The sequence below is a fragment of the Vibrio algicola genome, assembly GCF_009601765.2.
GTDB classification, from domain to species: domain Bacteria; phylum Pseudomonadota; class Gammaproteobacteria; order Enterobacterales; family Vibrionaceae; genus Vibrio; species Vibrio algicola.
The window spans coordinates 509,248-523,067 of record NZ_CP045700.1 but is presented as its reverse complement, the minus strand read 5'-3'; the positions used below and the strand labels follow the sequence as shown (position 1 = coordinate 523,067).

The following is a 13,820-nucleotide window of genomic DNA, read 5'->3' as shown; positions in this document are numbered from 1 at the left end:
CTCATTCATAAGGCTTAAACGCCATCAAGTCACCATATTTCAAGGTTAACCTAAGCGCTTGGTAACTTTGCTCGGCATTAATCCATTTATTGTTTTCACCATTGCTAACAAACTCAGGCTGGGTTAAGCCAAGATGCTGCGCCATCGCTTGATAATAATCCGCGCGGGTTGGATGAGAATGGGCGGAAAGATGCAAAACTTTACGTTCAGGCCAATGTTGGAGTATCGATTGAATAGCGCAAATGATGTCGTGCTGGTGGATTAAGTTCACCGGTGTTAAGCCATTATCAAGCGCCTCTTGGCTAGACAGATATCGCTTCACAATATGCTTAGCTGGGTGACGGTCTGGGCCTATTAAGCCTGATAATCGCAACACCACCAAATTATCTTGCCACTGTTGACGTAATTCATTTTCCAGCCAAACATGTGCCTGACCTGAGTCGGTATTTGGCTTAGTTGGCGTGTCTTCGGTGATCTCTCCGTGACAATCGGCATAAACGCTGGTGGTACTAATGAAGATGACTTTTTTAATGCAATGCAATTTTGCTTGTTCAGATACTTGCATCACATTGTGTTTAAATTGCTGCGCGCTATTGGGTTTACGGCGCGGTGGCAAATTAATGAACAATACATCAGAGCTGAAAAAGGCGTTTAATTTTGTATACTTATCGTTGTTATCGTGACCAATCTGATTGCTAAGATTGTTGTTGGAATGGTCAATCAAAGGCAGCTGAAGTTGCACCCCATGAATACCGTATTCTTTAAGGCCAACCACTTCGTCCAGATTTTGTTTTGAACCATAAACGCAATAACCATCAGAGACTAGCGACTTAGCCAGCGCCAAACCTAACCAGCCGCAACCACATATACTGATATTTTTATCCATAAATTGAATTGTCCCTAAATTGTTATCTTCTAAACCAATTTTTGTGGTATACGCTAACCACAAAGCAGCATAAAATCATAAAGTAGTATAAAATTCCCTTCATTCAAAATTTCACATAGAGCGCAGCATGGCAAATAAACTGAGTGACTTTAGTGTCCAAACCTTAATTTGTAATGATCTACTTGAAAAACAAATGGAATGCAGAGAGCTGCTGTATGATTTTAATCACTCCAGACCGAGAGAGATAGAACTGCGTCGCTCGATCTTAAAAAAGATCATCATTAATTACCAAGGCACCCATATCGAGCCACCCTTTATCTGTGATATTGGCCAAAATTTTACCATTGGTAAAGGCGGATTTATCAATTATGGTTTAACTGTGCTCGATATTGCGCCCGTTACCATTGGCGATCATGTATTGATCGCGCCAAATGTGCAACTGTGCGCTGCCAGTCATCCGATTTTATTAAGTGAACGTATTCAACCTTTTGCCTGTGGTGAGCCGATCTCGATTGGCGATTGTGTGTGGATAGGTGCTGGTTCGATTGTGTTAGGCGGCGTCACTATTGGCAGCAATAGTGTGATTGGCGCGGGCAGTGTGGTCACCAAAGATATTCCTGATAACGTGATTGCCGTGGGTAACCCGTGCAAAGTGATCAAAACCATTGAACATGGCAAAATGCCAACTCAAGCTGAGGTGGATGCGCTATTGAAAAAACACGGATTAGAAGGGTGGGGTTAAGCCATTTGATTATCAATGAGACAAAACTCAGCAGTGTGGGGCCTCGCCCAACTTTAACCTTAGTTCGTGGTTTGCCCGGCTCTGGTAAATCGACGTTGGCGGCACAATTAGCGCAACAAACTGGCGCGATCCACTTAGAAACCGACATGTATTTTGTCAACGCTAAAGGTCATTATCGCTTTGATGCTAAAAAGCTCAGTGATGCACATGAGTGGTGCCAGCAACAAACCCGCCAACATTTAACACAAGGGTTCAGTGTGATCGTGTCGAATACATTTGTTTGCTTGTGGGAGATGAAAGTGTATCAAGAGCTCGCGCAGCAACTGAATATTACGATTGAAATTCAAGTATGCCGAGGCGAGTTTGGCACAGTGCACAATATCGACGCCAGCGTACTGGCAAATATGAAGCGCAAGTGGGAAGAGTCGTAAACTCCTTGATAAACCACTTATTCAAATGAATCTCATTTTAATGGAATTGGTATAACCGTAGTGGCTTATTCTTCAGTTTCAAAAAATGGTCGTAGGATTTTTTCGTAATCTTCAACGCTTTGCGCGCCTGTGATAGCGGTTTCATTATTAAATACCATTGTTGGTACGCCGCTTATTCCCATTTCGATCCATTGATTTTCAATCACATCAATTTTGTCATTTTCAGAAGCATCACTTAGATGAGCCAGCATTTCAGCGGCTTCAAGACCAACAGATTCACCAATTTCGAGTAATACTTCAATATCTGAAATATTTTTACCATCGGTAAAGTAGCCGGTCACCAGAGCGATAATAAGCTGAGTTTGCAGCCCTAATGAATAGGCGTAATCGAGTAAAACATGGCAATGACGAGTATTGTAAATGCGAGATTGGTCGGTGAAGTTAAAATCGAAATTAACCTTTTTGCCACACTCAATCAAATGTTGGCGATTGCGGTCACTTTCTTGCTCGCTGATCCCGTATTTACGCACAATATGATCGCGTAAGTTTTCGCCTTCTGCGGGCATATCAGGGTTTAGCTCAAACGGATACCATTCTACCGCAATCTGATGTTGCCAGTTATTTTTCACCACAGCATTACGCAAGTGCTTAACGCCGATCACACACCAAGGGCAGACAAGATCTGAAATGATATCAATTTTGAGTTTTATATCGGACATGCTGCAACCTTGCCAATGATGATGTTTAAAAAATAGGATCTCATTATGTAAGTTGATGGCTGAGAGTCAATAGGAATAAGGCACAAAAATTACCACTAAAGTGTGATCTCACCCAGCAAAATAATTTGCTTGCTGTTTAATCAATCTAAATGCTTCTTAAATCTGAGTGAGGCAATAATCATACCAACTACGCTAAAGCCAAGTAACCATAACGCATCGTAACTCATGTCTGCGATGGCGGCGTCGCGTAAAATGACGCCTCTTATCAAGCGCATAAAATGGGTGGCGGGCAGAATTTCAGAGATATATTGCGCCACCACTGGCATGCCATCATAAGGAAACATAAAGCCTGAAAGTAAGATTGAGGGCAGTAGGATAAACACCGTCATTTGCATCGCTTGCAGTTGATTAGTGGCAATGGTCGACAGCACTAAGCCTAATGCCAAGCTCGCCAGAATAAATAACAAAGTCGCAATACCGAGTGACACTAAGCCACCTTGTACCGAAATATTAAATAGGAAATAACCGAGCGCTAAAATAATACTGGTTTGGATTAAGCCAATAAATAAATAGGGGATCACTTTACCAATCATCAGTTCGATTGAACGCACTGGGGTAGTGATCAGCATTTCCATATTGCCGCGTTCACGTTCGCGTACAATCGCCGCAGATGTAAACATAATCATCGTCATGGTAAGAATAACCGCGACCAGTCCGGGAATGATATTGACTGCGGTGCGCTGCTCGGGATTGTACAAAATGGTGGCGGCAAAGGTTGGCGTGACTTGATTAGCCGGTTTATCCAATAATTCGGTTAATGGCATGGAACGCAAGCTTTTGATCGTCGAGGCTATTATGGTGTCAGAGCCATCGATAATCCATTGCGCGATCGGGCGGCTGGTTTCGCCACTGGTGGCCGGTGGGGTACTTTGTCCAATGGCATTATTGCGCACCAAGCGTTGCGATAAATCAGGCGGAATATACAAAACGGCGCGAATTTTGGCGCTGGCAACGTCTTTTTGCGCTTGGTTTAAATCGGTATATTGCTTGGTAAAGCTCACGGTTTGAGTCGCTTCTACCGTTTGGACTAATACTCGGCTTAACGTTGTTTGGCTTAAATCGACCACCCCAACCGGAATATGGCGCACATTGGTATTAATCGCATAACCAAATAAAAGCAGTTGAATAATAGGGATTAAAATGATCATACGAAACGTCATTTTATCGCGTTTAAGTTGCAATAACTCTTTAAAGAAGATGGCTTGAATACGAGATAAAAACATCATTGTCTACCATCTCCGGTGCAAGTGACAAACACATCTTCAAGGCTAGGGCGAACTTGTGAAAATTGCTCAGGCTTGAAATTACTTAACGGGGCTTGATGGCGTAAAAATGCCACCGGATCGCTTTGGCTATCTTGAATTAACACCCGTAGACGAGAGCCTAATTGCGCGGCGCTGATCACTTGTGGTTGCAAAATAAGGTGTTGTTTCAACTGGCGTAAGTTATGGCTTTCAATTTCAATGACATGAGCGCCAAGTTGCGCCATTAACTCATCCGGTGAACCATCGGCGCGTTTAAAACCAGACTCTAAAATCGCCAATTTATGGCAACGTTCAGCTTCATCCATATAGTGAGTTGAGACTAAAATCGTGGTGCCTTGTTCGCATAGATCAAACAACTGCTCCCAAAATTCGCGTCGATTTTCAGGATCGACCGCGGAAGTCGGTTCATCTAAAAACAGTAAGTCGGGCTGATGCAAAGTGGAGGCGGCAAGAGCTAAACGTTGCCTTTGACCGCCACTCATACTGCCTGCTAATTGGTTTTTACGTTGATCGAGACCGTAAACCGACAGCAGTTGTTCAATCCGTTGTTTTTGTTGTTTGGCGCGTAGACCATAAATTTTAGCGATAAAGCGCAAATTTTCTTGTACCGTGAGATCGTCATATAACGAGAATTTCTGCGTCATATAACCAATCTTTCGGCGTAACTTTTCAGCATCTTGTGGCAATGAATGCCCGAGCACGTTAATACTGCCGCTAGTGGGGCTTAATAACCCTGTCAGCATTCGAATTGCGGTGGTTTTTCCCGAGCCATTAGGCCCCAAAAAACCATAGATTTCCGCTTTTTTAACCTGCAAATCGAGCGAATCAATCGCTTTTAAGTCCCCAAAACTGCGGCTTAATTGTTCGGTTTGAATCGCAAATTCGCTGATGTCTGTTTTATTGTTTACTTTTGCTTCACTCATGGCAAATCCACTTGAACGGGGATCCCAGAAGGCAGTTTAGTGTAGTCATCCGGCAGTTGAACTTCGGCTAAATACATTAAATTAGCGCGATCTTCTTGGTTTAAGGCGTAGTATGGGGTGAATGCAGGTTCACTCGATACCCATGTCACTTTGCCGTTAATCGCTTGCTCTAATCCATCAACATGCACAGTTAAGGTGTCGTTAATATGAATATTGACCCGTTTTGGCTCTGGAATATAGATACGAGCGTAGGGTGCTTTATTGGCGAGTAAAATCGCGACAGGGCTACCGACTGTAACACGTTCGCCTAAGTTCCACGGTAAATTATCGAGCACCCCATCACGAGTTGCGCGAATGGTTAAATCGGCGAGCTTTTTCTTTTCAGCTGCCAGTTGAGCACGTTGAGTTTTAAGTTCAGCGCTGGCAATGCGAATGTCTTCTTCACGATTACCTGCGAGCAAAGCATTAAGGTTTTGTTGGTCGCTATTGAGCTTGGCTTGGGCAGAATCACGATTGGCGAGCGCTTGATCAAGATCGGATTGGCTGGCAAGTTTACGTTTCACTAAGGTTTGCTGACGCTTATAGGTCGCTTGCGCATCCACCAGACTGGCTTTAGAACCGGCAACATTGGCTTGAGAGGCGGCAATATCTTCTTTGCGTGGCCCCGTTTCTAGTTTATCTAAATTGGCTTTTGCTTGCACCATTTGCGCGCGGGTTTTACTCACAATGGCTTGTTGATAGGTGTCATCAAGGCGAACTAAGATCGTGCCTTTGTTGACCGTTGAGCCTTTTGCTACCGGCAGTTCAACCACCACTTCATTAGTGACCGCAGTTTGAGCAATGCGATCACGTTCGAGTGTGCCGAGTGCTTGTGAAGAGGAACCGCTAATATCGCAAGCCGTTAACAGCAAGCCAGCCGCTAATAATGAACCGGTTTTCCAGAGTGTTGAGATAGCGCCCATAATGATCCCTATGTTATTGATGTCGCCTCTAAAGCCTCGTTATGCAGTTTTAGGGTTCTCATCTAAAACGGTTCGGACTGAAAATTTATTTGCCAATGAATACAGCTCTGGCAACATTCTATAAACCAGGTGTAACTGCTGCAAGATCAAGCGAACCGATTCATCATCACCCTCACGCCATTCACTTAAACGTTTGTCGAGCTCGCTGCTTAATGATGTCGGTGAAATATCGCTTTCTTGAATCAGAAGATGCTGTTCTAACGATTCTAAATTATCGTGGATCCCTTGATGTGCTTCTAATATTAATAAATGCGTTTCGGGATCATCAATGCGTTTTCGATGAGCGCCAAGCGCCGAAATATAACTTAACATGGCATGGTTTAGGGTTAAGAAACGAAAACTTTCATCAATAGCTTTTCGATATTTATCCGGCTCGGCCAACATATTACTAATGGTGCTACTTAATGTGGAATCCATAGTATGTGCCTCACGACGAGCCAATCGGTAATTAACATCATCACGTTTGCCAACTCGATATTGCGCAATAATATGGCCAAGATAATGGTTATTTGCTTGGATCGCTTCAGACATCACGCGGTGTAATTTTTTTGCCTCCCAATCGGGCAGCAAATAACGCACTGCCAATACGGCTAATCCACAACCGATAATGGTATCAGCTAAGCGAGGCAGAATAACCGCGTAACCTTCACCTAATTGATTAAAGCAAAATAAAACCAGTAACGTAATAAAAGCGGTTGCAGAGCCATAGTTATTCATTCTAAAAGCAAAGAATAAGGTGCCAGATGCGACTAAAAACACCAGCTGGCTCTCTTGAGAAGGGAATAAGGTTAATAGTACACTGCCGACAATCAAGCCGACAATGGTACCAATTACTCTTGCAACTAATTTTTGACGAGTGGCACTAAAGTTAGGTTGGCAAACAAATAAACTGGTCAACATGATCCAATAGCCACGTTCGAGATCAAAGCCTTGAATAATCGCGTAGCCAATGGTGAGTACGACCGACATTCTTAAAGCATGACGAAATAACATCGAATCTTTATGTAGATTATTGCGAATACGTTGCCACATCACTTTTGGTGTGTGGGCGGTAGTATCATGCAAGGAGTAATCGTTAGCCTCACCACTGGTATTCTCGATCGTCATTGTCGATGCATCGGGATTGCTGACATTAGAAAGCTGCTTTTCAACTGTGACCAAGTTATTGAACAGGTAGAACAACTGCGCCAGAGGCAGTTTCCAGTCTGGATTTTGTTGATCTTTTAAATATTGCATCGAGGCTTGTAGCTCATCGAGCGCGAGAATGGAATCGCCATCGTATTGATATTGTGAACCAGTTTCTAATGCTTCTGAAATGGAACGGCATGCTTTTGCTTGAGTGATCATTAGATGTTTAAAGCGAAACAAAACATCGCTGCGTGAGAAATGTTCGGCCAAATCTTGATAGCGATAATGACTGGAACTGATCCGTTCATGGATATCTTGCGCTAGAAAATACATTTGCAAATATCGGTCGCTTGGGCCGTCAACATGCCCGCGTTTAGAGCGGATCAGCAAGGTGCTTTTGGCTTGATTTAACGCGTTGACCGTACTGGCATTAAGCTTGGTTTCTAAGATGCGATAAGGTTGAGGGGTTAAGCCGACAACCGGATGAAATAAATCACTTTTCCCTTCTAGATAATTAGCCAGTTCTGCAAAAACATTGGCTAAACCCTGTTGGACCGGTTGCATCGGCCAAAAAATCTGCCATACCATCGACACCAATGAATACCATGCCGCGCCGAGTAATAATAACGTTGGTTGAGTCCAAATATCGGTGCTGATATGAATGCCTAGCATGGTATAAATGGCAATTAATAACGAACCGAATGCAATACTGGCATAACGTGGACCAATCGCACCCAACATGATAAAACCAAAGGTACTGGTAAATAGGCCAAGTGCAAATAATAGTGGGAATGGGAATAAGATTTCGATTGAAAAAGAAGCAATCGCAAAGCAAATAAAGGTGAGGAAGAGGGCCTTGAGCCGTCCTGTGAAACTGTCGTCGGTTTCAGCCAGTGCAGCAGCAATAACACCTAGAATCAGCGGGGTTATTTCGTGATTAAATTGATAATACCAACAAGGCAAAACGACCCCAAGTAGGGCAATTAAAATTCTTACGCAATAATTAATGGTTTTATTTGACCAGTAATGGCGAAATTGACCCAATGAATACATCATATAAATGCTAATAACCTTAACGATATTAATAGCTTTGAGTATAGCGCTTTCAACATGGAAACCCTAGTGCATTATCGCTGTAACAGTGTGTGAAATAGGGAAGTTTTTAACAATTCTGTCGCGCTTACTGGTATTATTTGCCGGTAAAGTGATTAGAGCTGACGGTCAGAACGCCCGATGTCGACCAAGTAAAAGGAAAAAGCCCCATGTTTTTAAGCGCGAGTCGTATGGCTCAATTCTTTATTCAAAATGAATATCATCAAGTGGAATTAAAGGATCAGTGCGTGACCTTGTCATCGCAACTGGATGAAATTCAGATCCCGTTTGGTGCATGGAATGGCGATATCACGGTCGAGCATGGTTTGAAGTGGGGCAATTTATACTTCCATGCTCATGTGGAAGATGATGAACAACTGCAATGGTTAGTACAAGGGCTGCCTTGGAAAGACTGCCAACGTTTCGCGCAATATGCGATTCATCAGTATCGAGATTGGCAAAAAGATCAAAATGATTCGTTAGCCGAGCTATTACCGAATTGGCTTAAACAACTGCAAGAGTTAGTCAATCAACCCAGCTATCTCACTCATTCAGCGTTGCATCATTGGATCAATAATATTAGTGAAGATTTAAGTAAAAAAGAATTAGAACTTGCTGATATTATTCATTTATTCCCCAACGCGGATGAGAAAGAACAGCGCGAATCTTTGTCGTCTGGCATGTTATTGATGAGCGGTTTAAAGCGTTGGTTAACTTATCCAGAACGCTCACTCGAACAACGTAATAAGGTGTGGTTGCAAAATCAAACCAGTGAATGGGCTGATTTTTTCAATCAATGCGAACGCTCGCCGCTCAATGCTTCGCAACAAAAAGCGGTGTTATTGGATGATGACCATACCTTAGTTTTAGCCGGTGCGGGTTCGGGTAAAACCAGTGTCTTAACTGCGAAAGTCGGCTATTTACTGAAAAGTAAGCAAGCGACGGCCGAGCAGATTTTAATGGTGGCATTTGGTCGAGAAGCGGCCAAAGAAATGAAACAACGCTTAACCGATAAATGGGGTGAGGCCGCAAGCGCTATTCAAGTGAGCACTTTTCATCAGCTAGGGTTGAATATAATTAAGTCGGTTGAAGGGGGGAATGTTGAGGTTTCATCACTGGCCACAACGCCAGCGCAAAAAAGTGCTTGGTTCTCACATTGGCTTAAAATGCATTGGATGACAGAAACTAATTTTAAACGTTGGCAGAAACATTTAGCTGAATGGCCCATCGCCTTTTTACAAGGTGATGTTGAATTAGGCTCACATGTTGAAAATCCAAAACTATTGGCGTGGGTAGAGCAACAAGTCGATCAACTGTCGAGTTTGCAAAAAACCAAAAAACAACTGCAACAACAATTGGTTGATCATGACGACTACCCAAGGTTAAGCAGCGAATTAATGCTGGCGTGGCCGGCGTATCAAGCATGGCAAAAAATGTTAAAAGACGAGCAACAAATCGACTTTAACAGCATGATATTTAAAGCGACACAATACATCAAGCAAGGCAAGTTCATCCCAACTTGGCGCTATTTAATGGTGGATGAATACCAAGATATTTCACCAAGTCGCTTAGAGTTGCTGGATATGATCTGCCAAAAATCGCACACCAAAGTGCCGTTAGTACAAACCAGTTTAACCCAACCATGTGCATTGTTTGCCGTGGGGGATGATTGGCAGGCAATTTATCGCTTTGCAGGCGCGGATGTCACATTAATTACAGGTTTTAAAAATCGTTTCCCGCATGCACAAATTGAAACATTGGACACCACCTATCGCTTTAATAATCAAATTGGTGAGGTAGCCAATCGCTTTGTGCAATCGAACCCATATCAGATCAAGAAAGAGCTTAATAGCCATAAGCATCAAAAACAAAGAGCCGTCAATATCGCGCCTATGCATCATCTTGAAGGTATATTAGATGGGCTTAACGTGAAGCAAACCACCAAGCGTAAAACCGTGCTAATTTTAGGTCGAAACCGTTACCATGAACCTAAAGACTTGAGTAAGTTACAAAAACAACACCTGCATTTAGATATTCAGTTTAAAACTTGCCACGCCAGTAAAGGGCAAGAAGCGGATTATGTGATCATCGTATCAACCGATGATGGGCAACTGCCAGCCATCGAACGTCAACAACATTTACATGATGCTTTATTGATGGGGCGCGATAAATTCCCATTTGCCGAAGAGCGCCGTTTATTTTATGTCGCCATGACCCGTGCCAAAGAAAAACTGTGGATCTTACATAACGCCAAACCATCGGTGTTTATCGAAGAATTAAAAGCAGGGCGCTACCCGATCAATATTAAAAAGCGTTGATGGTTGAGGAGCACGCTTTAGAGTTGAGTGTTTGTTACTTTTCCGCAGTTCAAAAACAAAAATGGCTTGGTTAGATTTCTCTAACGCAAGCCATTTTACTATGTAAATTAGGATATTTTGAGTATTAAACGATTAGCCTGGATGGCCATCGGCTCTTGCTTTACACAGCATAGGGCCAAATTTAAAGGTAAATAGTACAAAAGCGTAAATCCATAATGCGGCAGAGATATTAATCAGTTGCATCATATGCTCAGGCCAAAATGCCACGCCGATACCACGAGTCAATCCTGCGATGACCACCGCTAAAAAAGCATGCCACATGCCAGGGCCTTCATAAATTTTACGCCCTGTGTGACCCATAGTAACGCGCGCGATCATCGCTAAAATTAAACCAGCAATACCGCCAATCGCAAGTACGTGGATCATGTTGTGTGAAACAAAATAACCATTGCTGATCACGCCAACTAAAGCCAAACCTTTCAATAATAAACCAACTGGAATACACGCATACGAAGCATGTAGAGACCAAACAAGCGGCTCTTTTAATGTAGTCCAAGGTTTCCAACGTAGGAAACGAACCAGTTGCATCACGGCTGCAAAAATCATTAAGGCAGGGCTGGCAACTTCGGCAACGCTTGGGAAGAAGCTTAAAACAAACAAGCACACTAGCGGTGTATTGGCTCCGGCTTCTAACCACAATATTGGGTTTGGTTTGTCAAACTCCATACGGCGAGCGGTGAAGAATGGGATCACGCGGCCCCCCATGATAGAAATCAGCAACAGAAACCACCAAATCATGGCTTCCCATACAGCAGTGGCAGAGAAAGGTGCGCTGCCATCAATGGTGGCGTAAGCGGCAAAGTTGGCCACAATGGCTAGTACAAAGAAAGCTAAGAAGATCAGGTTACGATAACCTTTCGCTTTTATGACTCTAAATGAGATTTCATAAGCCACCACCGCCAGAAATATGGCTTCAATCACCGAGATAACCCAAAGCGGTGTGGTGGTCCAAAATAAAACGCGAGGCAACAACCATAATAAAACCACAGCGGCTAATGCTTTATCTTTGGTGCCATTCACCCCAGTCCAGTTTTGTACTGCGGTTAATAAGAAGCCAGCTACAATCGCCATCGCAAAGCCAAAGATCATTTCATGTACATGCCACCAAAGCGCAGGAACATGTAACTGCTCTGGTTGGCCATGCTGGAAGGCATACACCCAAATTGCGATAGCCAGCGGGGCATAAATACCGCCAAGTAAAAAGAAAGGGCGAAAGCCGAGACGCAATAGCGGGGTAATTTTGTCTTCGATACTTTTGTCGGTTATGTTCATCATTAAAGATGGCTCCTAAAAATTGGGTGTTACTTAAAATAGAGGTGACTTGAGTGATTAACGTCGTGGTATTTTTGTTACTTTGAATGTCTAGATTCACAGTCAATATGCGATCTTTTGATACCGCGATTAGATACAAGGCATAAATCATGCCAGTTTTTATGTTATTGATTTAATTGTGTATTTATCATTATGAAAATCTTGTGATGTAAAATAAACATCGCGAGGTTATACTGACTTTTATTATAGCGAACAATAAAATTTTTTGAGATCAATTTTCTTATTTATTATTAACTTATTGGTAGCAATTATGGTAAAAAACACATCAAAGCATTCGGTAGAGCGCGTTTTATTGCAAATAGCGCTAAATTTAAATGCCCGTACCCCGACTTCGCAACATTATCAAAAATTGATCGATGCGTTGCAGCAAGTTTTACCTTGCGATGCCAGTGCATTATTCATTTTAGATCATCAGCAGCATCTTGTGCCGGTGGCAATGTATGGATTATCGAATGAAGTATTAGGCCGTACTTTTTTACCAGAACTCCACCCTCGTTTAAAAACCATATTAGCCAGTCGTAAACCGGTGCGTTTCGCGGCCAATTCCGATCTGCCCGATCCATTCGATGGTTTATTAAGTGATGATCCTCACCATAAAATAGATGTGCATGCCTGTATGGGGTGCAGCTTATATGTGGAAGATACCTTAGTTGGCGCGTTGACTTTAGATGCGCAAGCCATCGGAGCGTTTAAGTCGGTGGATGATTTCACGGTAGAAACTTTTGCTACTCTGGCGGCTGGGATTGTGCGCAATATCAGTTTGTTTGAAGCCTTAAATAAAGCCAATCACCAGCAACAATCAATTAATAAAGTGTTAATTGATGAGGCGCGCAATCGTGGCGGTAAATTGGTGGGGATCAGCCCGCAGATCAAAAAGCTGTTAGCCAATATTAAGATGGTGGCTAAATCGAATTATGCGGTGTTGATCAGCGGCGAGACCGGTACAGGTAAAGAGCTGGTAGCGCATAGAGTGCATGCCCAGAGTTTGCGATACGATAAACCTATGGTGTATGTAAACTGCGCCGCATTGCCAGAATCTATTGCAGAGAGTGAACTGTTTGGCCATGTAAAAGGGGCGTTTACCGGCGCAAATTCTCACCGTGCGGGTAAGTTTGAACTGGCCGATGGTGGCACTATATTTTTAGATGAAATAGGCGAGTTGCCATTACTGCTACAAGCTAAATTATTACGGGTTATTCAGCAAGGCGAAGTGCAGCGGGTGGGGGCGGATAAAAACAATTTAATCGATGTACGCATCATTGCTGCCACTAACCGAGATCTGAATAAAGAAGTGAGTGAAGGGCGTTTTCGTTCCGATCTCTTCCATCGCTTAAACGTTTTCCCGATCCAGGTTGCGCCATTGCGTGATCGAGAAGGGGATATTCCAGTGCTCATTGGTCATGTTCTCGATACTATTCGCACTCAATTTCAGCTTAAAACCTTACATATCCACCCGCAAGCTCTACAACAATTAGAGCGTCAATCTTGGCTAGGTAATGTGCGCGAGCTGGAACATACCCTTATGCGCGCAGGGTTAAGAGCGATGCAAGAGCAGGGAAATCAAATTGAACTACATCATTTCACCAGCGATTTAATATTAGAGTCTAATGCTGTTAAAGCAAGCCAAGCTGAAAATAGTCAAGCTTCGGCGTTATTACCGCTAGAATCCACCCCAATGCGCAGCGCCGTTGAAGCCTATCAGAAACAACTTATTGAACACGCACTGCAACAAAGTGGTGGGGTGTGGGCTAAAGCGGCGGAATTTTTACAAATGGATCGCGGCAACTTATATAAAATGGGTAAAAAATTAGGCTTGTAAATATGAGTAAGCATGAGATTTTT

At 43.1% G+C, this 13,820-nt stretch carries 11 protein-coding genes; 4 read left to right on the top strand and 7 right to left on the bottom strand.

The window, feature by feature from the left end; translation table 11 throughout:
* Position 1 precedes the first annotated feature (1 nt).
* Positions 2–886, bottom strand: coding sequence for an NAD-dependent epimerase/dehydratase family protein (locus GFB47_RS14080; protein ID WP_153448669.1), 885 nt, complete (start codon positions 884–886; stop codon positions 2–4).
* Positions 887–1,013: 127 nt separating this feature from the next.
* Here GFB47_RS14080 and GFB47_RS14075 point away from each other — a divergent pair, with 127 nt between their 5' ends.
* Together GFB47_RS14075 and GFB47_RS14070 are read left to right on the top strand one after the other, a co-directional pair.
* Positions 1,014–1,628 (top strand): sugar O-acetyltransferase, encoded by a 615-nt coding sequence (locus tag GFB47_RS14075; RefSeq protein WP_153448668.1) that lies wholly within the window; start codon positions 1,014–1,016, stop codon positions 1,626–1,628.
* A 35-nt stretch (positions 1,629–1,663) separates the two neighbouring features.
* Positions 1,664–2,059, top strand: a complete 396-nt coding sequence (locus GFB47_RS14070) for an ATP-binding protein (RefSeq protein WP_153449017.1) — start codon at positions 1,664–1,666, stop codon at positions 2,057–2,059.
* Positions 2,060–2,124: 65 nt separating this feature from the next.
* Here GFB47_RS14070 and GFB47_RS14065 read toward each other — a convergent pair whose 3' ends face one another.
* The 5 genes from GFB47_RS14065 to yccS form a co-directional block, all read right to left on the bottom strand.
* Complete coding sequence (locus GFB47_RS14065; protein ID WP_153448667.1) at positions 2,125–2,778, bottom strand: DsbA family oxidoreductase; 654 nt, start codon at positions 2,776–2,778, stop codon at positions 2,125–2,127.
* 140 nt (positions 2,779–2,918) lie between these two features.
* Positions 2,919–4,064, bottom strand: a complete 1,146-nt coding sequence (locus GFB47_RS14060; protein WP_153448666.1) for an ABC transporter permease — start codon at positions 4,062–4,064, stop codon at positions 2,919–2,921.
* Entirely contained in the window at positions 4,061–4,993 is a 933-nt protein-coding gene (locus GFB47_RS14055; RefSeq protein WP_218619110.1) for an ABC transporter ATP-binding protein, read from the bottom strand. The genes GFB47_RS14060 and GFB47_RS14055 overlap by 4 nt, the downstream gene beginning before the upstream one ends.
* A 29-nt stretch (positions 4,994–5,022) precedes the next feature.
* The gene (locus tag GFB47_RS14050) at positions 5,023–5,988 is read right to left on the bottom strand and encodes an HlyD family secretion protein (RefSeq protein WP_153448664.1); all 966 of its coding nucleotides are present in this window, start codon (positions 5,986–5,988) and stop codon (positions 5,023–5,025) included.
* Positions 5,989–6,027: 39 nt separating this feature from the next.
* The gene (gene yccS, locus GFB47_RS14045) at positions 6,028–8,229 is read right to left on the bottom strand and encodes a YccS family putative transporter (protein ID WP_153449016.1); all 2,202 of its coding nucleotides are present in this window, start codon (positions 8,227–8,229) and stop codon (positions 6,028–6,030) included.
* Positions 8,230–8,438: 209 nt separating this feature from the next.
* Here yccS and helD point away from each other — a divergent pair, with 209 nt between their 5' ends.
* Positions 8,439–10,586, top strand: coding sequence for a DNA helicase IV (helD, locus tag GFB47_RS14040; RefSeq protein ID WP_153448663.1), 2,148 nt, complete (start codon positions 8,439–8,441; stop codon positions 10,584–10,586).
* Positions 10,587–10,718: 132 nt separating this feature from the next.
* Here helD and GFB47_RS14035 read toward each other — a convergent pair whose 3' ends face one another.
* Positions 10,719–11,921 carry an NnrS family protein gene (locus tag GFB47_RS14035; RefSeq protein ID WP_153448662.1) on the bottom strand — a complete coding sequence of 401 codons (1,203 nt, stop codon included), beginning with the start codon at positions 11,919–11,921 and terminating at the stop codon, positions 10,719–10,721.
* A 307-nt stretch (positions 11,922–12,228) separates the two neighbouring features.
* Between GFB47_RS14035 and norR the strand changes: the two genes are divergently transcribed.
* Positions 12,229–13,797, top strand: a complete 1,569-nt coding sequence (gene norR / locus GFB47_RS14030) for a nitric oxide reductase transcriptional regulator NorR (RefSeq protein ID WP_153448661.1) — start codon at positions 12,229–12,231, stop codon at positions 13,795–13,797.
* The last annotated feature ends 23 nt before the right edge of the window (positions 13,798–13,820 follow it).

Excerpts from the sequence above, each read along its gene's own strand:
- GFB47_RS14080 (WP_153448669.1), bottom strand. The coding sequence starts at position 886 with ATGGATAAAAATATCAGTATATGTGGTTGCGGCTGGTTAGGTTTGGCG.
- GFB47_RS14075 (WP_153448668.1), top strand. The coding sequence starts at position 1,014 with ATGGCAAATAAACTGAGTGACTTTAGTGTCCAAACCTTAATTTGTAAT.
- GFB47_RS14065 (WP_153448667.1), bottom strand. The coding sequence starts at position 2,778 with ATGTCCGATATAAAACTCAAAATTGATATCATTTCAGATCTTGTCTGC.
- GFB47_RS14060 (WP_153448666.1), bottom strand. The coding sequence starts at position 4,064 with ATGATGTTTTTATCTCGTATTCAAGCCATCTTCTTTAAAGAGTTATTG.
- GFB47_RS14050 (WP_153448664.1), bottom strand. The coding sequence starts at position 5,988 with ATGGGCGCTATCTCAACACTCTGGAAAACCGGTTCATTATTAGCGGCT.
- yccS (WP_153449016.1), bottom strand. The coding sequence starts at position 8,229 with ATGTATTCATTGGGTCAATTTCGCCATTACTGGTCAAATAAAACCATT.
- helD (WP_153448663.1), top strand. The coding sequence starts at position 8,439 with ATGTTTTTAAGCGCGAGTCGTATGGCTCAATTCTTTATTCAAAATGAA.
- GFB47_RS14035 (WP_153448662.1), bottom strand. The coding sequence starts at position 11,921 with ATGATGAACATAACCGACAAAAGTATCGAAGACAAAATTACCCCGCTA.
- norR (WP_153448661.1), top strand. The coding sequence starts at position 12,229 with ATGGTAAAAAACACATCAAAGCATTCGGTAGAGCGCGTTTTATTGCAA.